Raw genomic sequence first — 23,375 nt, forward strand, 5'->3', positions numbered from 1 at the left:
GAGGCTGTTGAAAAAGGGGGGACAGTAGAGCCCGTAAGGAAGGTACGTTAGCGATGGTACATGCCGGTGGATGTTGCCTGATGCCACGCAATCCTATCGGCTGAACTGGTCCCATCTCGGTTCTCGCTGGTCTGCACATCCTCTTGTTGTCACTACTGAAGCTAACCAAAAATGCTATAGGGTGCTTGATGACCAGTTATAGGCGTCATAGCCTCGCATCTACGCCGTAAAAAGATTGTTGTACGACATGAACGGATACCACTGCCGAGACACTATGAGCTGTGCATACTGGTGGAAGTTCGTTGTGTTGTGCTCCGTTACTACAGATGATGGTATCCACCTGGAGCACGAGCACTAGCCGCGGAGGTACGCGGCGTATGCTGCATACGCTCCCCGGAGCTGGGCCTCAAATTGCTCATCAACACCTCCGGCTGGGTCCGTCACCAACGCCAACCGGCGAGCGATTTCTTGCAGCTCGTGGGTGAGCCGCTGGATGGCTGTAGCGTCTCCGCGCTGCTGTGCGGCCTCGACGCCTTGCTGTAGCCGCTGCTGGCTGTGGGTGAGGCGACGAGCGGTAACGACACTATCGACGCCGGCCAGGAATTCGCCGAGCAGCGCTAAACGCTGGATGGCCGGGTCCATTCCCTCGGCGTTGGCTTGCTCCAAGCGCTGCAGGATGATGTTGAGGCCGCGCCCAACGCGTTCGCTGACGCTCGCATCCGCGGCGGGCCCGACCCACGCCGGCGTGGAGACCACATACGGCGGCATGGGGACCGGGCGCTCCCCCCAGCCGCGAAAGACGGCCGTCCGACAGAAGTACACGCCATTCGGGACGGGCGGCCCCCCGCACCAGTTCTCGCCCGCCTCCCGATTGGTCACTACCAGACACTGCACATCCGCGCGAGCACGCAGGCCGGTCATGTCCACGGCGCAGACCTCGACCTCCGGAACGTCAGCAAACACAGCCTGCCAACGCTCAGCGAAGCGCGGGTCAGGCTCGCCGACGAGCAAGTGAATGCGCGACACCGCCTTGGCCATCCCTCACCTCGCACGCCGCGCCGCGCACGCGCCACGATTGGTCGTCGGCCCGGCATAATCAGTCAAGCAGGCCGCCAGCACCCAGGGAGGGAGTGACCGCCATGCTTGGACCACCGAAGACCCCGCGCCGCGATGAGCTGTTTCTGAGCTCGCTGGAGCAGCGGCTCCCGGCGGACCACTTCTATCGCCGCCTCGATACCAAGCTCGACTTGAGCTTTGTGCGCGACTGGGTCGCCGACAAATACGCCGCCATCGGCCGCCCGAGCATTGACCCGGTCGTGTTCTTCCGGCTGCAGCTCATCCTGTTCTTCGAAGGCCTCCGCTCCGAGCGCAAGCTCATCGAGGCCGCCGACCTCAACATCGCGCACCGGTGGTATCTGGGCTACGGCTGGGACGAGCCCCTGCCCGACCACTCTAGCTTGTCCAAAATTCGTGCCCGCTTGGGGCTGGAGGTGTTCGAGCGGTTCTTCAACCGTGTGGTCGAACTTTGCTGCGAAGCGGGCCTGGTCTGGGGCAAAGAACTGTACTTCGATGGCACGAAGGTGCAAGCCAATGCCGCCCTCACCTCGCTCCGCACCCGCTGGTCCGTTGCGGCCCGTGACCATCTCGCGGCGCTCTTCACCGAGGAGGAGCCGAGCGGTCCCGCGCCGTATGCGCTGCCGCCGGACGCGGCGGACGCCCCGGAGGCCACACCGGAGCCGGCCAGCGCGCCAGCGCCCGCCGCCCCTGACCCCGCCGCACCGGAGCGCTTGCCCTTTCCGGGCACCGCTGAGGCAGAGCAGCAACTCGCCGCCGAGAATCAGGCCCAGTGGAAGCTGCTGGACGAACATCGGCATCCCCCAGACGAGCGGAGTCGCAGCCGGGGCTATCAGCGCCTCAGCGACGACCAGGTGAGCACCACCGACCCCGATGCGACCCCCATGCGGCGCTTCAGCGGTGACCGGGCCAGCCTCGGCTATCACGACCAGTACGTGGTCGACGGTGGCAAGCACCGCATCATTCTCGCGGCGTTCGTCACGCCCGCCGACATCATGGACAACACGCCGATGCTCGACCTGTACCGGCGCGTCTGCTTCCGCTGGCAGCTCCAACCGGAGCGGGTGGTCGCCGATGCCAAGTTCGGCACGGGGCCCAACCTGGAGGCGCTGCTGGCGGCCGGCACGACGCCCTACATCCCCGTGCCGGATTTCGACCAGCGCACGGAGTTTTACGGTCCCTCCCACTTTCGCTATGACCCGGAGCGGGACGAGTACGTTTGCCCGCAGGGCCAGCCCTTACCCTTCTGGCGGGAGAAGCCCACCGAAGAGGTGCGCGTCTATCGCGCCGACGCGCACACCTGCTGGATTTGTCCGGTGCGCGATGCCTGCACCGCCAGTGGGGACGGGCGCATCATCCAGCGCTCCTACTACGCGGACGCCATCGAACAGGTGAAGGGCTCTCGCGAGACCGCGGCCTACAAGAAGGCGATGCGCAAACGCAAGCTCTGGCCCGAGCCATTGTTTGGGGAAGCCAAGCAGTGGCACAACTTACGGCGATTCCGGTTACGCGGCCTGTGGAAAGTGAATACCGAAGCGTTATTGGTGGCGGCAGGACAAAATCTCAAGCGATGGCTGAAAGCAACGGGTTGGCGCGGGCGAACAGGACCGGCAGGCGGCCTCGCGCTCGCTGCTTTCGCTTCACTGTGTGCTGTTTTCAGCGAAATCAATTAATTCGGTTCCTACAGGAATTCAGACTTTTTCAACACCCTCCGATGATATCGGGATCGCGCCAGGCGACCATCAGTGATCGCGATCACCGATGGCGCTACTCCGTACAGCCACCCTTGGAACCGATAGAACGGACTGGAACGGACCGCCGTATGTCGAAGCTGCCCCGTGAAGCTGAAGCGCGCACTGTCGGTCGCCGCGTAAGGCGCTGGGTGGGACGCGGCCGGGCGGTCAAGACCGAGGAGACGTACGACCTGGTTGTCATCGGCGGCGGTACCGCGGGCGAAACGGCCGCCCGCGTGGCGAAGCGGAAGCTGGACCGCGTGGCGCTGGTCGAGCGCGAGCGCCTTGGCGGGGACTGTTTGTGGTACGGCTGCGTGCCGACCAAGGCGATGCTGGCCTCGGCGAAAGCGGCACGAATCGTGCACCAGTGCAGCGATTTTGGCATCGCAGCCGTAGACGCCCGGCTCGACTTCGCGGCGGTGATGGCGCGCAAGGACCGCATCGTCGCGCGGATTGAGCAGACCGAGTTGCCCGAGACGTTCCGTCGCGAGGGGATCGACGTGTTGCTGGGGCCTGCGCGGTTCCGCACCACCCACAAGCTGGAGATCGGCGATCAGCCAGTCACGGCGGACCGCTTCGTGATCGCCACGGGCTCGCGGCCCGCTGTCCCGCCGATCGAGGGGTTGAATACCGCGGGCTACCTCACCAACGTCGACGCAGTCAAGCTCCAGAACCTGCCACAGTCACTTGTTGTGCTGGGTGGTGGACCGATCGGCTGCGAGTTCGCGCAGATGTTCCGGCGCTTCGGCGTGGCGGTGACGGTCGTAGAGATGGAAGACCGCCTGCTACCGCGCGAAGACGAGGAGATCAGTGGCCTGCTCGCCGCCTCGCTGGTCGCCGAGGGGATCGCGTTGCGCCTCGGCCAACGGGTGACGCGCGTGGAGCGAACCACCGAGGGGCGGCGGCTGCACCTCGCACAGCAGAACGGACCGCCCGAAACGGTCACGGCGGAACAGGTGCTGGTCGCGACCGGGCGCACGCCGCGCACCGACCTGAACCTCGAAGCCGCGGGCGTCGCCTATAACAAAGGCGGCATCAAGACGGATCGGCGGCTGCGCACCACCGCACAGCACATCTGGGCGGCGGGCGATGTGGTCGGGCCGTACCTCTTCACCCACGTCGCCGCCTATCACGGAGATATCGCCGGCACGAACGCGGCGGGCGGCCGCAAGAAGGTTAGCTACCGAGCCCTGCCCTGGGCGACCTTTACCGACCCGGAGGTGGCGCGGGCAGGGCTGACAGAGGCCGAGGCACGGCAGCACTACGGCGACCGGGTCACGGTCGTGCGCTGGCCGCTGGCGGCGGTGGACCGGGCGCTCTGCGAGGGCGAGCCCGCGGGCCTGATCAAGCTGGTACTCACGCCGGGCATCTGGTTCGGCCTCGTCGGAGGTGAGCTGGTCGGGGCGCATATCATCGGCACTCAGGCGGCCGAGTGGTTACACCAGCTCCTGCTCGTCATGCGCGCCCGGCTGCCCGCCGGGCTCGCGGTCTGGCCCGTGCATGTCTACCCAACGCTCGCGCTGGGCGTGCAGCAGGCGCTCGGGCAGCTCTTCAAGTACTCCGGGCCCCCCACAGGCGTCCAGGTTCCTGCGGCGGGCGGTGACCAGGAGCGCGCGGTACACGGCGTGGTGCGGCCATAGGCAGAGACATCAGCCGCGATGAGGCGGCCCTCGCCATCGGGGGCCGGATGCACACCACGTCGTGGGGCTCGATCGGCCGGCACGCAGAGCGACCATGGAGCGGCAGCCTCAAACCACCTGCACCTGGATGGTGTGCAGCCCCGTGGCGCCGGTGCTGTATGACAACTTCTTCTGCGCCGTTTGGGGCGTGCCCGCCCCGTCGGTCGCTCGCACCTGCAACGTGTAGTCACCGGCGGACGGGGGAATCCAGCGGTACGACCACAGCACCCAGGTGAACGGGGAGAGCGGCGGCTTGAGCGAGGCCGGCGACCAGCTCCCGCCGGCGTCGGCGCTGACCTCAACACGCAGGACGCCCCGATCGCCGGTGAAGGCGATGCCGCCGAGCAGCACGGGCACGCCGGCTGGCACCTGCTCGGGGCGTGTATCGAAGCGCGCCATCGTCTCGACACCTCGATCCGGTTTCCAGCCCGAACGCTCCCAGGTTCCGGTAGGCGCCTGCGCTGCCAGCTCGATCCGGTTGAGCCACTTCGGATTCTTCATGCCGTACAGGCCGGTCGTGAGCAGGCGCAGCGGGAAGCCGTGCTTGTCGGCGATGGGGCTGCCGTTCATGTGGTAGGCGAGCAACGTGTGCGGCTGCCGCGCGGCGTCCAGCGGCAGGCTCTCCTTGTAGTTGTCCGCCGATGTGAACACCACCCAGGCAGCCTCGTCCTGCACACCCACCTGATCAAGGAGCATGGCCAGCGGCACGCCGGTCCAGCGCGTATTGCTGATCAGGTTGCCGCCCACGAGATTGCTGATGCATTCGAGCGTCGTGAACTGGTCAGAGGCGGGCAAGCCGAGAAGGTCCTGGTACGAGAAGCGGCGGGTCTGGTTCACCATGCCGGCGACGTCGAGCGCCCAGCCGTCGGCGCGCACCACCGGATCGACCAGGTTCTTGGTCACGACATAGAACTGGTCGTTGGGCGTGATCTCCAGCGAGATGCCGTTCGGCGCCGTGAAGACCGGCGCTGGCGTGGCAGACGCCGGCGGCCGCGTGGCGGCGGCGATGGGCGAGGCGGCCGCGGGCGTTGCGGGCGCGGTGTCCACGGGAGCGAGCGCGGCGCTTGCCGGCGCCGCCGACCGCGCTGCAGCTTGCGGCGCTTGAGCGCCGGAACTCGTTGCCCGGACCGTGGGTGTGCCATGCTCGCCCAGCTGTTGCACGATCCGCCAGAGGGTCGCCCCGGCGAAGGCTGCCGCGCCGCCGGCCATGCACACCGCGATCACGTGGCGACGCGAGACGCTGCGCCGCAGTTCCGTGTCCCCGCTGCCCTGGGCTAACGGTCGGGGCGCCAGCAGGCGACGAAAGCCGACGAGCACCAGCCCGTACAGAACGAACGCGGCCAACGACCAGGCGGCCGAGCGCACGCCTTCGCGCACGGTCACGCCCAGCGGCCCCACGCCGAGCGCGGGCAGCGCCAGCAGCTCCGTCGCCAGCCAGAACGCGGCGCCAACGATCAGACCGTGCAGCGCAACCAGACCCGGATCCCGGCGAACCCGCCGGCGATCCGCGACGACACCCACCAGCACGCCGAGCAGCACGCCGGCGGCCGTTTGCCCGGCCACCCAGCCGACCAGTAGGAACGGCTTGGCTGCGAACTGCAGGTGATCGATCAGGGAGCCGACCAGCTGACCGGGCAAGATCTCGAGTAACCGATCCTGAACGACCTCGGGCAGCGACGGCACCCCGGTCAGCAGCCTCAGCCCGAGCATCGCGCCGCTGAGCGTAAGCCCAGCCACCAGTCCGGACAACGCCCAGAGCCAGAGACTGCCGGCAGACGGCGCCGTGGCGCGGCTCCCTGCCGCGTACGGGCCAGGCGCCGAATGCTCGCCCATCCCACGCCTATCCACCGACGAGAACGGTGCCTTTCATCCAGCTGTGGAAGGTGCAATGGTAGGGAAACGTGCCCGCTTTTGCGAACGTAAACGACCAGGCGTCACCGCGCTGAATGGCGCCGGAGTCGAACGACGTGCCGTCGTCGGCCGTCACTGTGTGGGTGGAGATGCCGGTGTTCGTCCAGGTGACGGTGGCGCCGGCAGTCACCGTGATTGGACGCGGTGCGAAGGTCCAGGTCGTGGGATCGGACTGGCCGCGACTGTCCTTCGGCTCCACGATCTGGGCCGGGAATGCTGCGCGTGCCGCGGCCTGCGCCGTCGCGGTCGGTGCAGGGGTGGCGGAGGCCGTCGCCGGTCGGACGGTGATGGCGCTCGCCGCCGCGGTGGCCGTCCCCGCCGGGGCAGCCGTCGTGGCGGCGGGTGAGGCGGCCGCGGCCACCGTCGCAGGTTGGGGCTGCACGGTGGCCGCGGCTCTGGTCGGCGCCTGCGGCCCGTTCGAGCCGCAGCCGGCAACGAGCGCCGCGATCCCGAGCACGGCGCCGCCGAGCCACGCCCGGCGGCAAGACGCCGCCATGAGCCGGCGATCGCCCCACATCCGCATCCTCCTCCACCCTCACTCGCCCTGGAAGGCGCCAACCGTGCCGGGCAGCGCGCTCGATCATCGATCGATGAGAGGCGGATCGATGAGAGGCGGCGCCGCGGGCTGCCCACACCCGCCGCGCCGCACTCTCCGCCTCCGTTTCAGGAGCGCAGCCGGCGGCCGAGCACAAGCGCCGCCCCGGCGGCCGCGAGCAGGATGCCCGCGATCCCGGTCAGCAGCATCGCCGTGCCCAGCGGGCGCGGCCGATCGAGGTTGCCGCCGGAGCCGGTGGCGGGCATGGCACGCACCGCGGCCTGCCCGGCGGCAGCGGGCGCGGCGGCCGGCGCTGCCGGGTGTCCGCTGCCGGGCGATCCCTGCAGGTTGACGGTGATCATCGCGGGCTCGGGGCCTTCGATCGCGGTGTGATCGTCGTTGACCAGCTCGACGGTCAGCGTGTGCGGACCGTTCGCCCAGGCGCTCAGATCGACGGGCACCGTGTCGGCGCAGGGCATCGCGATCATGCCCGCCATGCTCATCATGCCGCCCTGCGCCATGCCGGCCATGTCGAGATCGACGAACACGTGATAGTGGCCGTAGCCCACCACGTTGCCTTTACCCTCAAGCGTGCACGACGCCTTGAAGTTTTGCGATTGGATCTTGAGGTCGAACTTCGGCCCCACCGTCGCCTTGTCGGCCGGCGCGGTGATCGCGACCGAGGGCTTGCCCGCGCCCGTCACGGCGGCGGGCAGGGGCCGCGCCTGCGCCGGCTCATAGTCGAAGTCCACGGTGGTCGGTTCGCCGACGTCGTCGTGGGTGTTCCCGGCCAGCACGACGATGAGCTGGTGCTTGCCCGGTTTGAGGCCATCGCCGGAGATGGTGAAACTCGGCTCGCAGTAGAAGTTCGTCAGCACGGCCATGGTCATGCCGTCGATCATGGCGTGGATGTGGCCCGCCCCCGCCTCGTCGGGCAGGCCCACGTCGGCGCATTGCACCTTGTAGTTGGCAACGGATGTAGCGACCTTGATGTCGTTGTCGGTGATCTTCTGGCCCGCGGTGGGCGAGGTGACCTTGATGCTCGGCGCGGCCTGCGCCGCGACGGTGCGGGGTCGTGCGCTGCCGCCGAGCATCATCAGCACGACTCCGCTCACCAGGATGGCGCCGATCGACCGTTTCATTGGGCCGGCCCTCCTTCTTCGCTGCCCTTCGCCGCGGCGGCGGTGGCTGGCCCTCGTTATCGACCACCCGTGTGCAGAGGTCGGTGACGGCGATCACCGTGCGCCGCGCAAGCCAGCCAGCGAGTGTGAGGCTCGTCACGCGCAGGCATGAACGATCGCTCGCCGTGCCCTGCCGCACAACGGCGCGACATCAGAGCCGCACGAGCAGTACGCCGATGACGACGGCCACCACGATGCCGAGCAGCAATGCCGCGGCATTCGGCATGTCCGCAAGCAGCAAGACGACGTTGACGCCGATGCCCAGAAGCACCAGCCAGACCAGCGCCAGCGGACTGGTGACGCAGACGCATGGCCTGGCTCCCCCACGCCATCGCACGCTAGGCGCGCAACGCAGAGCGACAGGAGCCGCTCGCCATGTTGCTCACGGGCTCACGCATCGACCGCCAATCCCAGTTCACCACCAGGCCGTAATACGTAACGTCTGGGGTCACGGGCAAGGAGAGGCTGTTACCCGTCACCCAGTCGTTCTGGGCCGTATCGACCTCGCGGAAGCTGCCGATGCTGAGCCGCGCCCGCTGCGTCGAGACCTGGACGTGGTAGTTTTCAACCTCCGGCAGCGCGGACCAGCTCCAGGTGAGGGTGCGGCCATCTGCACCGCACACCGGCGGGTACATCGTCACGAAGGCGCCGATCGGCAGCGGCTCAATGGCGTCGCGCTGCCGTCCAGGCTCAACGCCTGCCGGTGAGGGCTCGATCTGACAGGGAGCCTTCGCGATCGGCCTGCCTCCGATCGGAACGGCGACGATGCTCCAGGCAGCGAGCAGTCCGGCGACGGGCACGGTGATGGGCTTCCTGACCCGTGGCGGCGATGGACCATGATGCGTTGCGCGCTGCATGCGCGTGCCTCCTCTGCAGGCACGGCGCGTTTCGCCGCGGCAGAAGGGCGCCGGCACGACCTCGCCGCACGAGCCGCCCACCCGGGGCTGTTCATCCCGGCCGATCCCGATCGGCACCGCTCCGGACCCGAAGACCGTGACGACGATCACCGGTCCGAACAATTTGGCTCGGCGGGCGCCGGTTGTGTGAACTTCGTCACGCCGGCATCTCTCCGCCATGCCCGAGGGGCCACGCGCCCGCGCTGAGAACCATGCGCGGCGCAGCGTGACTCCGATCACTGAACGGAGGGCGAGTCGTGGGTATGCCTGACGTGCAGAGTCAAGGGGATGCGCGATGATTGGCTGCTCGCGCCCCGACCACACACCGGCCCGCCTCAGGCTCGGAGCGTTTGCCCTTCTCGCAATGCTGGTGCTGGCTGCCGGCTGCGACGGAGCCGTGCGGCACGCTGCCAACGCACGCCCTGCCACGCCCGCGACTCGCGCGACGCAAACCGCAAGTTCGGCGCCGGCCGCGGCGCCCAATGAGCCGGTCCACTTCAGCAAGGCCGGGTGGAAGACGGACTTCACGCGTCACAGCGTGGACCTGCGGGAGATCGATTCAGGCGGTCCGTCGCGAGACGGCATCCCGCCGCTGGACAAGCCGTCGTTCCGGCCCGTGCCCGACGGCGACGGCTTTCTCACGGCCGTGGAGCCGGTCATCGCCTTTGAGCATAACGGCGACGCCCGCGCCTATCCCCTGCAGATCTTGATCTGGCACGAGATCGTCAACGACACGGTCGGCGGCCTCCCCGTCACCGTCACCTTCTGCCCGCTCTGCAACACCGCGATCGTTTTCGACCGCACGCTCGACGGCCGCGTGCTCGACTTCGGCACCACCGGCAACCTGCTTGACTCGGATCTGGTGATGTACGACCGGCAAACCGAGTCCTGGTGGCAGCAGTTCGCCGGCGAGGCAATCGTCGGCGAACTCACCGGTAAGCAGCTGACCTACCTGCCGGCCGCGGTCGTCTCCTGGGCGCAGTTCAAGGAGCGCTACCCGCGGGGCGCGGTGCTTTCGCGTGACACGGGCTACGATCGACCGTACGGCGAGAATCCGTACGCCGGCTACGACAACGCGGCGGACCCGCCCTTCCTCTACAACGGCAGCATCGACAAGCGCCTGCTGCCGAAGGAGCACGTCGTGACCGTGGCGATCAACGATGAGGCGGTCGCATACCCGTTCCGTGTCCTGCAGAAGGCCCAGGTGGTGAACGACACGGTCGACAACGAGCCGATCGTGATCTTCTGGCAGAAAGGCACAACGTCGGCGCTCGATGCTGAACAGATCGCGAAGTCGGTGGACATCGGCAGCGCCACGGCGTTCAGCGCGCTGCTCGACGGCCGGCGCTTAACCTTCCAGGCGGTGAACGGCGGCTTCACGGATGCGGAGAGCGGCAGCCAGTGGAGTGTGCTGGGCCGCGCCACCGCCGGGCCGCTGCAGGGTCGCCAGTTGCCGGCCATCGTGCACGGCACACCCTTCTGGTTCGCCGCCGCCGTCGCCTATCCGAAGATTCGAGTGTACGCCCCGTAGCCGACCGGCATGCGGCGGGCGTGTAGCACGGGGCCACGGGGCGCGATTGCAAGCGGCGACCCGCGCAGCGCAGGATAGCTCGTTAACCGTCAGCCGTGCCAGCGCCGCAAGAATCGCCCTCGATGTGATCTTGCCGTGGGAGGCGCTCCAGACCGCTCGTCCTCCGCGAAAGAGGATGAGCTGCGGCGATGCGTGCTTGATCCCGGTGACCCGCGCGACCGCGCGACCCAGCTCGCTCTTTGCAGCCACATCGATGCGCGCAACCGCAACGCTGCTCTCCATAACCTGTGCCGCGGCGAAGTTGCTGATCGGGCAGTACGGATCGTCCAGGAACAGGAAGAGCGGACCGTGCGCCGAGACGCGCACGAGTTCAGCAAGGTCTTCCTCGCTGGCGACCACACTGAACCCAGCGGCCCTCGTTCTCGACGAAGCGCTCATCATGCGTCCTCCCGCACTCTCCCGCGCCACTCATCCGGTCGCTGTCCGCGTGACCTGACCCCTGCACGACCAACGTTCTGGTCTTCTCGCACTGGCCGGCGGTGATCGCGATCACGGATCGCCCCTGGTACCTGAGCACAATGGCGACAGCAGGTATTCGCGCCAGTGCGGTTGCCGGAGCTGCCACGGAGACGTACGGTACCGCGGAGCGTGTCCCAGAAGCGCAGGGGAACGAGATGGGAACGGTGTGTTGGCCGGCGATGCGTCGACCACGTTGCGGATCGTGGCGGGCGAGCCGCACCGTCGTGCCCATCGCCGCCGTCCTGATCGGTATCTTCGCCGCCTGCGGATCGGCCGGTAGCAGGGTCGCGCGGACGGCCGAACCACCCGCCGCGCCGGCGAGCGCACCGGCCGTCGCGTCCGTGCCGGCACCGCAGGCAACGCGGCGAGCCGCCAGCTTTTCCCTTGTTGCCTATCAGGACCAGGCCACGCTCGGCGGCGACCAGCTGGACTTCAGCCGGCTGCTGGGACAGGGCAAGCCGGTGGTCCTCAACTTCTGGGCCGGTCTCTGCCCGCCGTGCCGGCAAGAGATGCCCGGCTTCCAACGTGCGTACGATGCGCTCAACGGCGCCGTCACCCTCGTGGGTGTCGATTTCGGGCCGTTCACCGGGCTGGGCAGCCACGACGACGCTCGCCGGCTGCTCCAGCAGCTCAACATCCGCTACCCGGCCGGCTACGCACTGACCGCGGAGGTGCTGCGCGCGTTCGACGCGCGCAGCATGCCGACAACCGTGCTGTTCGATGCACATGGCCGCGTGGCCACGCGGCACGCCGGCTACTACGCCGAGGACCAGTTGCGCGCCGACATCCAGCGACTGCTGGCCGCAGCCGGCCAGTAGGTCGGCGCGAGCGGGGGTTGCTGTGCGGCATGAGCTGGCGGAGGACCGTGCAGGGCCGCAACAGCCGTGGCGGTTCGGGCGCCGTCTGCTCCCGATCGGCTTCCCCGCGGCGGCGTTGGCTGCCGCTGTGATCGGCGCCCTGCTGACTGACGCACATACCGGCGGTGTCACGGGCGGCGTCGAGCGCCTCTCGTCCTCCAGCGGCGGCTACCTTACCAGCCTCAGCAACCTGCTCCCACTCGGCTACGCCTTCGGCGCCGGCATGGTCTCTGCGGTGCATCCGTGCGGCTTCCCGATGCTGCCCGCGTACCTTGGCTTCTATCTCGGCGAAAGTGAAGATGGCCCGGCGCGGCCAACGCGCATTCGGCCGCGCCTGGCCCGTGCACTGCTAGTGAGCGCCAGCGTCACCGCCGGGTTCGTGTTGCTGTTTGCGGGTACAGGGCTGCTGATCAGCGGCGGGGCGCAGGCGCTCTCGACGGCGTTCCCCTGGATCGGTCTCGCCGTCGGCCTCGCGCTCGTCGGGGCCGGCGCCTGGATGCTGAGCGGTCGGGCCATCTACAGCGCGCTCGGCGCCCGCACGGCCGCTCGCATAGGAGGAACCGGTCAAGCGAACGTGCGTGGCTACTTCCTCTTCGGGGTGAGCTACGGTGTCGCCTCGCTTAGCTGCACCTTGCCGATCGTTCTGGCCGCGGCAGGCGGCAGCCTCGCCGTGTCGAACCTGCCCAGCGCCTTCGCGCAGTTCGTGCTCTACGGCCTGGGCATGGGCGCCGTCATCGCCGCCCTGACGCTGAGCACCGCGGCATGCCAGGCGGCATCGCCGCCGCCGCTACCCGGCAGTCGCGCGGCCGCCGCCGTCCTTAGCGGCCCATGTGCGAATTCCGCACACCTTCTGGAATATCCTTGTCAACTCCCTGCGTCACCGCCATACTGCCGTCATGCACCTCTCCGACTCCGACATAGGCCAGAACATCCAGCGCGCCCGCTACCAGCGCGGCCTCACCCAGGCGGAGCTCGCCACCGCCGTCGGCCTCGACCGCACCGCCATCAGCCGCATCGAGGCCGGCGCCCGCAGCCTCGCCGCCACCGAGCTGGCCCGCGTCGCCGCCGCCCTCGATGCCGCCGTCCCCGACCTCCTGCAACCGGCTCCGGTGCGGCCGCACGCCCCCAGCCTGGCACGCATGCTCATGCGCGCGGCCGCCGTCACCGCCAACGATGAACCGCAGCTCGCCTGGTTCGCCGACCTGATCGAGCAGGCAAGCCCGGCCGCCGCCGCTGCGGCACTCTCCGCGCTTCCCCCGCGCCTGCACCATCTGCCCGCCGCCGCCGCCGGCGAGTTGGCGGCCCGCTGGGCGCGCCGGCGCATGGCACTCGGCCCGCTCGCCCCGCTGCACGGCCTCTCCGGCGCCCTCGCCCGGCTCGGCATCCCCGTCGTCCTCGCCCGCTTTCCCAGCGCCTCGCGCCTCGCCGGCTGCGCCCTCACCCTGCCCGGCGGGCTGTCCGCCGTGCTGGTCAACGCCAATCATCCCCCCGCGCGTCGGCGCTTCACCGTCGCGCACGAGCTGGCGCACCTCCTCTTCGACACCGAGAGCCTGGTCAGCGCCTGCGACGCGGGCGAGATCCGTCCCGGCCCGCGCTCGCGCCCCGAACAGCGCGCCGATGCCTTCGCCGCCGCGTTTCTGCTCCCCAGGCACACGCTCACCCCGCTGGCCGCGCCGCCGCTCGACCTGGAACCCCTGCACGCCCTCGAGGCTGCCTACGGCGTCAGCCATGCGGCAGCCGTCCACCGGCTGCACGAGCTGCGCCTGCTCAGCGACGAACAGGCGCGCGTGCTGCGCACGCTCGGCCGGCGCCCCCGGCCAACCCGCCCTCAGGGGCCACCTGCACGCACCGCAGACACGGCGCCGAAGGCCACGGCGCCGCCCTTCCGCCTCGCCGGCGAGTCGCTCGCGCGCCTGCTCGGCGATGCCGGCGCCCGCCGCGCCGGCGACCACCACGGCTACGAAGTCGTTGCCGATGCAGAAGTCGTGCCCTGAGCCGGCGCCAGGTCCGTCGAACTTCCAAGCGCGGCGAGGAACTCTGATCGAACCGTTGGAATATTGTCAGAACGTCCCACCTTCTGGGAGGAGGGGTCCCTGTCGGAGCGTAGCGACACAGGGGACACAGTAGAGCCCATAGAGGAAGTGAAGCTATGAGCGCCGCCGACCGCAGTGAGGTCAACCTCTCAGTGTTTTGGGCGAAGCTCCCCCGCGAGCGTGGCGTGGCACCCGCATTCCACCCGCTCATCTGCCATCTGCTCGACGTGGCGGCCGTGGCCGAGCACATCTGGAATAAGACGCTGTCCCCATACGCACAGTACCACCTGGCCGCCGGCCTCGGCATGGACGATCTCGATGCCGCCCGCACCTGGGTTGCCGCCCTTGCTGGCCTGCACGACACGGGCAAAGGCTGCCCCGCCTTCCAGCAGCAGCCCGCGGCAGAGCTGCTGCGCGGCCTGTATGGCGGCGCTCTATTCACGCTGGACGGACCGGAAGCTTTGCCGCCGCGCACGCCCCACGGTGTCGTCACCGCCGTCACGCTCGGCGAAATCCTGCGCGATCAGTGTGGAATTGACGGCAAGGTGAGCCGGCGCCTCGCGCAGGTGGTCGGCGGCCACCACGGCTTCTTTCCTTCAATGAAGGAGCGGAACGAGCTAGGACGCGATCGGGCGAAGGTATTCCCTGTGCGCGTCGGCAACTGTGCCTGGGAGGACGTGCGCGTGGGCGTCGTGCGGCTCATAGGCGATGCGGTCGGGCTCGACAGCCTGCCGGTGCCAAAGCGGCTGGAGGATGCGGCGATCATGGCGCTGGCCGAGATTGCCTGCGTCGCCGACTGGATCGGCTCCAACACGCGATTCTTCCCCTTCCTTGCCGATCCGCCGCCGCCAGCCCCGCCGGTGCTCGATGCGCCTGCCGCCCGCGCATACCTGGATCGTGCCCGCGAGAACGCGCGCCGGGCCCTGCACCGCCTGCACTGGAGCGGCTGGCGCGCGGCCGCGCAACCCATATCGTTCCGTGGGCTCTTTCCGAGCATCGCGCGACCCTGCGACCTCCAGTCCCGCATGGAGGAGCTGGCGGGCACACTCGCCGCTCAACTTCCAGCGCTGGTGATCGTCGAGGCGCCGATGGGAGAAGGGAAGACCGAAGCCGCACTCTATGCCGCCGACCGCTGGGGCGTGGCGCCGGGGCCGAGCGGCGCCTATGTGGCGATGCCGACACAGGCAACGAGCAACCAGATGTTCTCCCGCGTGCGCGAGTTTTTGGAGCGGCGCTTCCGCGGTCAAACGGTGACGCTGCAGTTGCTGCACGGCCACAGCGCCCTCTCCGCCGAGCTGCAGGCGATGCTGCGCGACAACCCCGACGATCTGGTACCCAATGACGTCTGCGACGAGAGTCTGCAAAGCGACGCACAAACGCGCCAGCAGGCCGACGTGATCGCTGGCGAGTGGTTCACCGCCCGCAAGCGCGGCCTGCTGGCGCCCTTCGGCGTCGGCACCGTAGACCAGGCGCTGCTGGCCGTGCTGCCCACGAAGCATCAGTTTGTGCGCCTCGGCGCCCTCGCCGGCAAGGTCGTGATCTTCGACGAGGTGCATGCCTACGACGCCTACATGTCGATCATCCTGGAGTGCCTGCTCACCTGGCTGGCCGCACTCGGCTCGCCCGTGCTGCTGCTCTCGGCCACGCTGCCGCGCTCGCGGCGCGACGCGCTGCTGCGTGCCTACGCACGCGGCCTGCGGCTCGATCTGCCCAAGCCGATCGCGTGCGAGCCGTATCCGCGCCTCTCCTGGATCACGGCGACCGGCGCCGGCTCCGCCCCGATCGCCGCATCGGAGCGCAGCACGCGCAGTCTCAGCGTCGACTTCGTAGACGGTGCGATCCCGGTCGATGGCGGCGAGTTCGCGCTGGGCCGGGCGCTCCAAACGGCGCTGGAACACGGCGGCTGCGCTGCGGTGGTCTCCAACACGGTGCGGCGTGCCCGCGACGTCTACGAGGCGTTACGGCCGTTCTTCCCAGCCAAGGACGCGGGCGACGGCCGCCCCGAACTGGAACTGTTTCACGCCCGCTTCCGCTTTCGCGAGCGCGACGCGCTGGAGAAGCGCACGCTGCTGCGCTTCGGCCGGCCGGAGGGCGAGGTCGAGTTTGAGGACGGGCGCAGGGAGCCGGTGCGGCGTCCTCATCGCGCGGTGCTCGTCGCCACACAGGTGATCGAGCAGAGCCTCGACTTGGACTTCGACCTGATGGTCAGCGACATGGCGCCGGTCGACCTGCTGCTGCAGCGCTCCGGCCGCGAGCACCGGCACCCGCGGCCCTCTCGTCCGCCGGGGCTGGAGACGCCGAAACTCTGGATCTGCCGGCCGCAGGGCGAGCGGGAGGGCGTGCCGGTGTTCGAGGACGGAACGCGCATCATCTACGACGCCCACATCCTGCTGCGCTCCTGGCTGGCGCTGCGAGGGCGCGATCAGATCGCCGTGCCGGGCGATGTCGAGGCGTTGATCGAGGCGGTGTACGGCCGGGGCGAGCCGCCCGCGGAACTGAGCGACGCGCTGCGCCGCGCCTGGACGGCGACACGAGCCGCGTTCGACAAAGACACCGCCGTGGCCGAGTTCGAGGCCGAGCAGGCGCGCATCTGGCCGCCCTTCCATGACGGCAGCGACCTGCTGGACGCGGACCGCCCCGAGCGCAAGGAGGATTCACCCGATCAGCCCGATGCCTTTCAGGCCCGCACGCGCCTGGGTGACTCGCCCATCATGTTCATCGTGCTGCGACCCGATGAATGGGATGAATACTGGCGCTTGCCGAAGGCGCGCACACCGACGATCGAGCAGCTCCGCTACCTGTTGGAGCGCTCGGTGGGGCTCACAAACTGGCGGGTGAAGAGGCACCCCGACGCCTTCGACCTGGTGCCCGGCGCCTCGCGCTCCGCCACGCTTCGCGGCACACGCTTGGCACGGCTGGACGAGAACAACATCGCGATGCCGAATGGGCAGGAATATCGCATCAGGCTGGACGAACGGATGGGGGTCGTCGTGGAAGACGCGAACGGAGGCAGCGAGTGATGCCTGGCTTCAATCTGCTGGAGGAGCCCTGGGTTCCGGTGCTGCTGCCCGACGGTGCGCCGGCCGAGCTGCCGCTAGGCGAGACCCTGCTGCGAGCGCACGAGCTGAGCGAGGTCAGCGACGAGTCGCCCCTGGTCACCGCCTCGCTGCACCGGCTGCTGCTGGCTCTGCTGCACGCGGTGTTCCGCGGCCCGGCCTCGCCCTCCGCCTGGGCCGCGCTCTGGTCCGCCGGCCGCTTCGATCCGGCGACGCTGGGGCGCTACTTCGCGCAGTGGCGGCCACGGTTCGAACTGTTCGATGCCGAGCGGCCGTTCTACCAGCGTACCGACATGGAGACCGTCACCAACGCGTCCTCCGCCCTGCGCCTGGTGCACGACCGCGCGGCCGCAAACAGCAACCGCTTTTGGGACAAGACCGACGACGATGCCGGCCTAACGCCGGCCGCCGCGGCGCGGGCGCTGATCACGACGCAGGGTTACGCCTTCGCGGGCGGCGTCAGCTTCCCGCTGCGCTTCTACGACGCGCCAAACATGCGCGGCTATACGGCGCTGGTGCGCGGCGAGACCCTGTTCCAGACGCTGGCGCTCAACCTGGTGGTCTACAACGCGCAGGAGCCCTTTGCCCGCACCGGCGCGGATCTGCCGGCTTGGGAGCAGGAGACCTTCGCCGTGCCCGACAAGGACGGCACGAAGCCCGCGGGTTACCTCGACCTGCTCACCTTTCAGGCGCGGGCGGTGCGGCTGTTGCGCGACGAAGACGGGCAGGTGCGGCGCTGTCTCTTCCGCATGAACATCGTGCTGGACGATCGCCAGGCGCTCGACCCATTCAAGTCCTACCGCCATGACGAGAAGCTCGGCTGGCGGCCGCGTACGCTGACCCAGGGCCGCGCGGTCTGGCGCGACAGCCATGCCCTCTTCGCGGCGTCTGAGGCAGGCCGCCGGCCGCGGGTGCTTGACTACGTCGCCCAGATCCCCCAAGCGCTGGACGACGAGGGCTGGAAGGGTGCGCTGCCGCCGCAGCAGCCCAACCTCGACGTGCTGGGCCTCTGCTCCGAGCCGGGCAAGGCGATCGTGCACTACTGGCGTCAAGAGCGGCTGCCCATGCCGCTCGCCTATCTGGACGACCGGGCGCTGCAAGACCGGCTGCAGCAGGCGCTGCAGGCCGCCGAAAACGGCTACTCCGCACTCGCGTCGGCGGTGTACACCCTGGCGCGGCTGATCCTGCAGCCGGACGGCCGCAAGGGCGACGAGAAGGCGATCCGCGCCCTGGCGGACAGCATGGGCGCCGACGTGCGCTATTGGCGTGCGCTCGACCTCGCCTTCGACGGCTTCCTGCCCGCGTTGGCCGACGACTGGCAGCCCGTCGGCCCGGCGAAGACCTACGGCGCGCACGCGCTTCCCGCCTGGGGCAAAGAGATACAGCGGGCGGCGCAAACGTCGTTCCGAGCGGCGGCAGATATGCAGGGCGAATCGGCGCGGGCGCTGCGCGCTGCCGCCGAGGCGGAGCAGGGGCTGCGCATGCGGCTGTCCGATCCGCTGCGGCAGCGGCCGCGCGGCGGCGAGCCCGCGAAGCAAACGGAGCCGGCGAGCGCGGGACGCGCTCTTGGAGACAAAGGAGGAGCAGCGTGACTACAGACACGGCGCCGGCACAGCCGCCGGCAGCGGCGCCACGGCTGGACCCGCAGGCGCGGGGACTGATCGAGCAGCTTGTCGCGCTCGTGGGGAAGGAGGACCGCGGCGCCCTGGCGCAGCTCCGGCGCTCCGCGGGCAAGGAGCCCGGCGAGGCGGCGGGCGTCTTTCAGTACGTCGTGCCATACGTGCCCGGGCGGACGCCCCACCGCACCGATGACCGGAGCGATTGGATCGAGACCTGCCGCTACCTCGTGGCAGGGCTGTTCGCACTGCACCCGCCCGCGCTGCTGCCGAACCGCACGGTGGCGCCGATGCCAAGCGACTCGCTGGGCGCCGCCTTCAACCGCATGGCGCCCAGGGGCGCGGGCAACCGCGAGGCGATGGAGCGCCGCTTCTCGCAACTGCTGGTGGCCGACGCTGAAGAGCTGCCCGACCGCCTGCGCCAGGCGATCTCGCTGCTGCGCGCTGCCGATCAAGCGGTGGATTGGCGCTGGCTGCTTGCCGACCTGGAGCGCTGGCGAGCGCGCGACCGCCTGGTGCAGCGCCGCTGGGCGCAGGACTTCTGGCGCCTGCCCGAGCGTGAGCGAGACGAGGACGAACCGACGGCAAACAAGACGCCTGGCGAATGACAGAAAACGGATAACCATAGCGCGGCTGAGCGCCGCCCCTCGAGTGCGGTACGCGCTCTTGAGATGGAGTGGAAACGTGTTCGTAGAGCTGCATATTCTGCAGAACTTCGCCCCCAGCAACCTGAACCGCGACGACACCGGCGCCCCCAAGAGCAGCACCTTCGGCGGCATCTCCCGCGCCCGTATCTCCAGCCAATCGCTCAAGCGCCGCGTGCGCGAATTCGTGAAGGAGTACGGCCTGCTTTCCAAGCAGAACCTGGCCGAGCGCACGCTGCGCCTGGTCGACGCGGTGACGCGGCAGCTGGTCGATTTGGGTCGCGAGGAGCCAGCGGCCCGTGCCGCCGTGATCACGGCGCTGGACAAGCTCGGCTTCAAAACCGAACCGACGGACGGCGACCACACGCAGTACCTGCTCTTTCTTGGCAATGACGAGATCGGGCGGCTGGCCGAGGCGGTGCACGACCACTTCGACGCTCTGACCGCCGCTCAGCCTGCAGCCGAGGCCACCGCCGTGCCCGCGGCCGGTGGCCGGCAGCGCAAGGTGCAGAGCGGCGCCAGGGATGTGCCGGAAGAGGTGCGAAAGGCGCTGGACGCCGTGCTGACTACGGCGAGCTCGGCCGCGGACCTGGCGATGTACGGCCGCATGCTGGCGAACGTGCCGGCGAAGAACATCGACGCTGCCTCGCAGGTGGCGCACGCGATCAGCACGCACCGCGTCAGCCCTGAGTTCGACTACTTCACCGCCGTGGACGACCTGAAGCGGCGGGAGGAGGACGCCGGCGCCGGCATGATCGGCAGCGTCGAGTTCAACTCCGCCTGCTACTACCGCTACAGCAACGTGGACGTTGACCAGCTCGTCCGCAACCTCGACGGCGACGCGGAGCTGGCGCGCCGCGCCCTGCGCGCCTTCATCGAGGCAACGATCCTCGCCATGCCCGACGCGAAGCAGAACAGCTTCGCCGCGCAGAACGCGCCCGGCTTTGTGCTGGCGGTAGTGCGCGACCGCCGGCAGCCCGTCTCGCTGGCCAACGCCTTCGAGGCGCCCGTGCTGCCGCGGGCTGGCGAATCGCTGACCGGCCTCTCTGTCATGCGACTGGCACGCGCTTTCGAGCAGCACGAGCGCATGTACGCCGGCTACAGCGGCCTGGTGGCGCACTGGGCCTGCGGCGCCGCCTTCGAGGAGCCGGAGTATCTGCAGAGCCTCACCCCGGCCGCCGTGCCTTCCGTGCACGATCTGGTCCAGCGCACGAACGCGGCCGCCTTCGCGGAGGGAGCCGTCGCATGACCTCGTTGCTGCTGCGGCTGGACGGCCCCATGCAGGCCTGGGGAATCGCGAGTCGCTTCGGCACACGCGACACCGGCCGCGAACCATCCAAGTCTGGCGTCATCGGCCTGCTCTGTGCGGCGCTGGGCAAGCCGCGCGTCGAGCGGCCGGACGACGGCTTCCCCACCCTGGCCGCACTCTCGCGCCTGCGCATGGGTGTACGTGTGGATCGCGAGGGGATCGTGCAGCGCGACTTTCATACCGTGGGCGGCTCAGCGGGAAGCGGCGGCGCCGACGTGGTTTCATCTCGCTTCTACCTCGCGGACGCGCGCTTTCTCGTATGCCTGGAAGGTGATGATACGGCGCTGCTGCACCGGCTCGATGCGGCGCTGGCACAACCCGTCTGGCAGCTCTGCCTCGGCCGGAAGGCGTTCGCGCCCGCCGCGCCGGTGTGGCTGGCCGGCGGGCTCTCCGAAGCGCAGCTCGTGGAGGCGCTGCGTGGCTACCCGCCGCTGGCCGGTCGGCGCGAGCCTGCCGGGCTGCTGCGATTCGTGATCGAGGATGCCGCGGGCGAGGCGGTGCGCCAGGACGTGCCGCTCTCGTTCAACCCGGCCACCCGGCGTTTCGCCCTGCGCCGGGTGCGGACGGAGTTGCTGGAGCCGGCGGCCGCTGGCGTGGCGGCTGGCGAACAGGAGGAGTAGCTGTGTATCTCTCCAGGCTGCTGCTGAACGCGCGCGACTACCAGGTGCGGTGCGACCTGGCCAACTGCCAGGAACTGCACCGCACCTTGCTCTCGGCCTTTCCGACCGCGGGCGGCAGCCGCGCCGAGGCGGGGCTGCTCTTTCGGCTTGAGGAGGGCGAGCGATCGGCGCCGCTGGTGATCGCGCAGTCGCGCGGCCGGCCGGACTGGGAGCGACTGCGCGTGCGCTCGCCGGCCTACCTGCTCGGCGTTCCCCCGCTCGGCTGGGACTGCAAGGACGTGGCGAGCGCATACGCGTCCGTTCAAACGGGGATGCAGTTGCGCTTCCGGCTGCGGGCCAATCCGACGCGCAAGGTCGATACGAAGAGCGGACCCGACGGAGCGCGCCGCAACGGCCGGCGCACCGTGCTTACGGGTGCGGACCAGAAGCTCGACTGGCTGCGGCGCAAAGCGGAGGCCGGCGGCTTTCGCCTGTGCAGCGTGCACAGCAGCGACGCGGGCGTGCCGGCCGTCGATGTGCGCCCGCAGGACGATGTATTGGGCTGGCGCTCCGCCGGTGAGCAGCGGAATCGGCTGGTGTTCGGCGCCGTCCTCTTCGAAGGCGTACTCGAAGTCACCGACGCCGAGCGCTTCCGCGAAGCGCTGCGCGATGGCATCGGCTCGGGTAAGGCCTACGGCTTCGGTCTGCTCTCTATCGCACCCGCGTAGTGCGCAGCGGTTCAGGGGAACTTGCGATGAAAGACCTGCACACCCTGCCCAAAGTGCGCGACAGCTGGAGCTACCTCTACGTCGAGCACTGCCGCATCGACCAGGAGGCGAAGGCCATCGCCCTGCACGACAAGCACGGTGTCGTGCCCGTGCCCTGCGCTACGCTCACCACCCTCATGCTCGGTCCCGGCACCACGATCACCCACGCCGCCGTGCGGGCGCTCGCCGACAACGGCTGTCTCATCGTCTGGACGGGTGAAGAAGGGGTCCGCCTCTACGCGCAGGGGCTGGGCGAAACACGCTCGGCGCGACGCTTTCTCTGGCAGGCGCGCCTTTGCTCCGATCCGCCCTTGCGCCTGCGTGTCGTGCGCCGGCTCTACGAGATGCGCTTTGCAGAGCCGCTGGATCCCGATCAGACGCTTCAGCAACTGCGCGGGCGCGAAGGCGTCCGCGTGCGCGAGGCGTACGCACGGGCCAGTCGCGAGACCGGCGTGCCCTGGAGTGGCCGTGCCTTCCGGCGGGACAATTGGGGTGCGTCCGATCCGGTGAATCGGGCGCTGTCGGCGGCGAACTCCTGTCTCTACGGCGTCTGCCAGGCGGCGATCCTCTCCGGCGGCTACTCGCCGGCACTGGGCTTCATCCATACCGGCAAGATGCTGAGCTTTGTCTACGACGTCGCCGACCTTTACAAGGCTGATGTTACGATTCCGCTCGCCTTCCAGACAGCCGGCGCGGCGGCAGCCGGGGTCGAGACCTCGGTGCGCAAAGCCTGCCGCGACGCGTTCAAGTCCTCGCGCCTGCTGCAGCGCATCCTGCCCGACATCGACCGTGTCCTCGGCGTCGAGGAAGCGGAGGAGTCTGCATTCGACGCCGACGAAGCATTGCCCGGCGGTCTCTGGGATCCGGAGCAGGGCGAAGTCGCCGGCGGCGTGAACTGGGACGATGAGGGCGCTGCGGCGCCGCCGACGGGTTGAGGTGGGGGCGATGATGGTCTTAATCCTGGAACGGGTGCCGGTGTCCCTGCGCGGCGAGCTGACGCGTTGGCTGCTGGAAGTGCGGGCTGGCGTCTTTGTCGGCGATGTTTCGGCGCTGGTGCGCGAGAAGCTGTGGGAGCTCGTCGAACAGCGCGCGCGTGAGGGCGCCGCCGTGCTGGTGCATAACGCCGACAGCGAGCAAAGCTTTGCCCTGCGCCTGCACGGCGAGCCTTCGCGAGACATCGCCGAGTACGACGGCCTCTACCTCGTCCGCAAGCGGTAAAAGCTCGCGAATTCGAAGCGTGGTCCCCACGCACGTGGGGGTGAACCGCCGGGGGGCCGCCGGCCGGCAGCGGCGCGCGGGTGGTCCCCACGCACGTGGGGGTGAACCGATCGGCGTACATTCCGCGCGATGCACCGTGCCGTGGTCCCCACGCACGTGGGGGTGAACCGAACAAGTGGGTGACGGGCAAAACCCCCTACAAGTGGTCCCCACGCAC

At 69.2% G+C, this 23,375-nt stretch carries 19 protein-coding genes and 1 CRISPR repeat array (1 of these 20 running past the window's edge); of the genes, 13 read left to right on the forward strand and 6 right to left on the reverse strand.

Annotated elements, in window-relative coordinates:
* Positions 1-354: 354 nt before the first annotated feature.
* A complete protein-coding gene (locus VKV26_03695) occupies positions 355-1,038 on the reverse strand; it encodes a hypothetical protein (protein HLZ68992.1) in 684 nt (227 codons plus the stop codon).
* Positions 1,039-1,139: 101 nt separating this feature from the next.
* On the opposite strand from VKV26_03695, the gene VKV26_03700 reads away from it, so the two are divergent.
* Both VKV26_03700 and VKV26_03705 read left to right on the forward strand, forming a co-directional pair.
* On the forward strand, positions 1,140-2,747 hold the full coding sequence (locus tag VKV26_03700) for an IS1182 family transposase (GenBank protein ID HLZ68993.1): 1,608 nt from the start codon (positions 1,140-1,142) through the stop codon (positions 2,745-2,747).
* Positions 2,748-2,896: 149 nt separating this feature from the next.
* Positions 2,897-4,447, forward strand: a complete 1,551-nt coding sequence (locus VKV26_03705) for an FAD-dependent oxidoreductase (protein ID HLZ68994.1) — start codon at positions 2,897-2,899, stop codon at positions 4,445-4,447.
* 108 nt (positions 4,448-4,555) lie between these two features.
* On the opposite strand, the gene VKV26_03710 is transcribed toward VKV26_03705, so the two are convergent.
* The 5 genes from VKV26_03710 to VKV26_03730 all read right to left on the reverse strand — a co-directional run bounded on the left by VKV26_03710 (position 4,556) and on the right by VKV26_03730 (position 9,120).
* Entirely contained in the window at positions 4,556-6,319 is a 1,764-nt protein-coding gene (locus tag VKV26_03710) for a molybdopterin-dependent oxidoreductase (protein ID HLZ68995.1), read from the reverse strand.
* Positions 6,320-6,326: 7 nt separating this feature from the next.
* Entirely contained in the window at positions 6,327-6,914 is a 588-nt protein-coding gene (locus tag VKV26_03715) for a plastocyanin/azurin family copper-binding protein (GenBank protein HLZ68996.1), read from the reverse strand.
* A 146-nt stretch (positions 6,915-7,060) separates the two neighbouring features.
* The gene (locus tag VKV26_03720; GenBank protein ID HLZ68997.1) at positions 7,061-8,074 is read right to left on the reverse strand and encodes a hypothetical protein; all 1,014 of its coding nucleotides are present in this window, start codon (positions 8,072-8,074) and stop codon (positions 7,061-7,063) included.
* Between the two features lie 190 nt (positions 8,075-8,264).
* The gene (locus VKV26_03725; protein HLZ68998.1) at positions 8,265-8,450 is read right to left on the reverse strand and encodes a hypothetical protein; all 186 of its coding nucleotides are present in this window, start codon (positions 8,448-8,450) and stop codon (positions 8,265-8,267) included.
* A gap of 1 nt (position 8,451) precedes the next feature.
* Positions 8,452-9,120 (reverse strand): hypothetical protein, encoded by a 669-nt coding sequence (locus VKV26_03730; GenBank protein ID HLZ68999.1) that lies wholly within the window; start codon positions 9,118-9,120, stop codon positions 8,452-8,454.
* A gap of 427 nt (positions 9,121-9,547) precedes the next feature.
* On the opposite strand from VKV26_03730, the gene VKV26_03735 reads away from it, so the two are divergent.
* The 11 genes from VKV26_03735 (at position 9,548) to cas2e (ending at position 23,158) form a co-directional block, all read left to right on the forward strand.
* Complete coding sequence (locus VKV26_03735; GenBank protein ID HLZ69000.1) at positions 9,548-10,540, forward strand: DUF3179 domain-containing protein; 993 nt, start codon at positions 9,548-9,550, stop codon at positions 10,538-10,540.
* A 743-nt stretch (positions 10,541-11,283) separates the two neighbouring features.
* Positions 11,284-11,877: a TlpA disulfide reductase family protein gene (locus VKV26_03740; GenBank protein HLZ69001.1), complete on the forward strand. Its 594-nt coding sequence runs from the start codon at positions 11,284-11,286 to the stop codon at positions 11,875-11,877.
* 935 nt (positions 11,878-12,812) lie between these two features.
* Positions 12,813-13,910 carry an XRE family transcriptional regulator gene (locus VKV26_03745; GenBank protein HLZ69002.1) on the forward strand — a complete coding sequence of 366 codons (1,098 nt, stop codon included), beginning with the start codon at positions 12,813-12,815 and terminating at the stop codon, positions 13,908-13,910.
* A 155-nt stretch (positions 13,911-14,065) separates the two neighbouring features.
* Complete coding sequence (cas3, locus tag VKV26_03750) at positions 14,066-16,969, forward strand: CRISPR-associated helicase Cas3' (GenBank protein ID HLZ69003.1); 2,904 nt, start codon at positions 14,066-14,068, stop codon at positions 16,967-16,969.
* Entirely contained in the window at positions 16,969-18,597 is a 1,629-nt protein-coding gene (gene casA / locus VKV26_03755) for a type I-E CRISPR-associated protein Cse1/CasA (protein ID HLZ69004.1), read from the forward strand. Before cas3 ends, casA begins: the two co-directional genes overlap by 1 nt.
* Positions 18,594-19,229: a type I-E CRISPR-associated protein Cse2/CasB gene (gene casB / locus VKV26_03760; protein ID HLZ69005.1), complete on the forward strand. Its 636-nt coding sequence runs from the start codon at positions 18,594-18,596 to the stop codon at positions 19,227-19,229. Before casA ends, casB begins: the two co-directional genes overlap by 4 nt.
* 76 nt (positions 19,230-19,305) lie before the next feature.
* Positions 19,306-20,514 carry a type I-E CRISPR-associated protein Cas7/Cse4/CasC gene (gene cas7e / locus VKV26_03765; protein HLZ69006.1) on the forward strand — a complete coding sequence of 403 codons (1,209 nt, stop codon included), beginning with the start codon at positions 19,306-19,308 and terminating at the stop codon, positions 20,512-20,514.
* Positions 20,511-21,194, forward strand: coding sequence for a type I-E CRISPR-associated protein Cas5/CasD (cas5e, locus tag VKV26_03770; protein ID HLZ69007.1), 684 nt, complete (start codon positions 20,511-20,513; stop codon positions 21,192-21,194). Before cas7e ends, cas5e begins: the two co-directional genes overlap by 4 nt.
* A gap of 2 nt (positions 21,195-21,196) precedes the next feature.
* Positions 21,197-21,901, forward strand: a complete 705-nt coding sequence (cas6e, locus tag VKV26_03775; protein ID HLZ69008.1) for a type I-E CRISPR-associated protein Cas6/Cse3/CasE — start codon at positions 21,197-21,199, stop codon at positions 21,899-21,901.
* Positions 21,902-21,927: 26 nt separating this feature from the next.
* Entirely contained in the window at positions 21,928-22,875 is a 948-nt protein-coding gene (cas1e, locus tag VKV26_03780) for a type I-E CRISPR-associated endonuclease Cas1e (protein HLZ69009.1), read from the forward strand.
* Positions 22,876-22,885: 10 nt separating this feature from the next.
* Positions 22,886-23,158, forward strand: coding sequence for a type I-E CRISPR-associated endoribonuclease Cas2e (gene cas2e, locus VKV26_03785; protein ID HLZ69010.1), 273 nt, complete (start codon positions 22,886-22,888; stop codon positions 23,156-23,158).
* A gap of 19 nt (positions 23,159-23,177) precedes the next feature.
* A CRISPR array of direct repeats spans positions 23,178-23,375; the repeat unit is 29 nt; unit sequence GTGGTCCCCACGCACGTGGGGGTGAACCG (it continues 1,356 nt past the right edge of the window).

It is taken from the genome of Dehalococcoidia bacterium, from assembly GCA_035310145.1.
GTDB lineage: Bacteria > Chloroflexota > Dehalococcoidia > CAUJGQ01 > CAUJGQ01 > CALFMN01.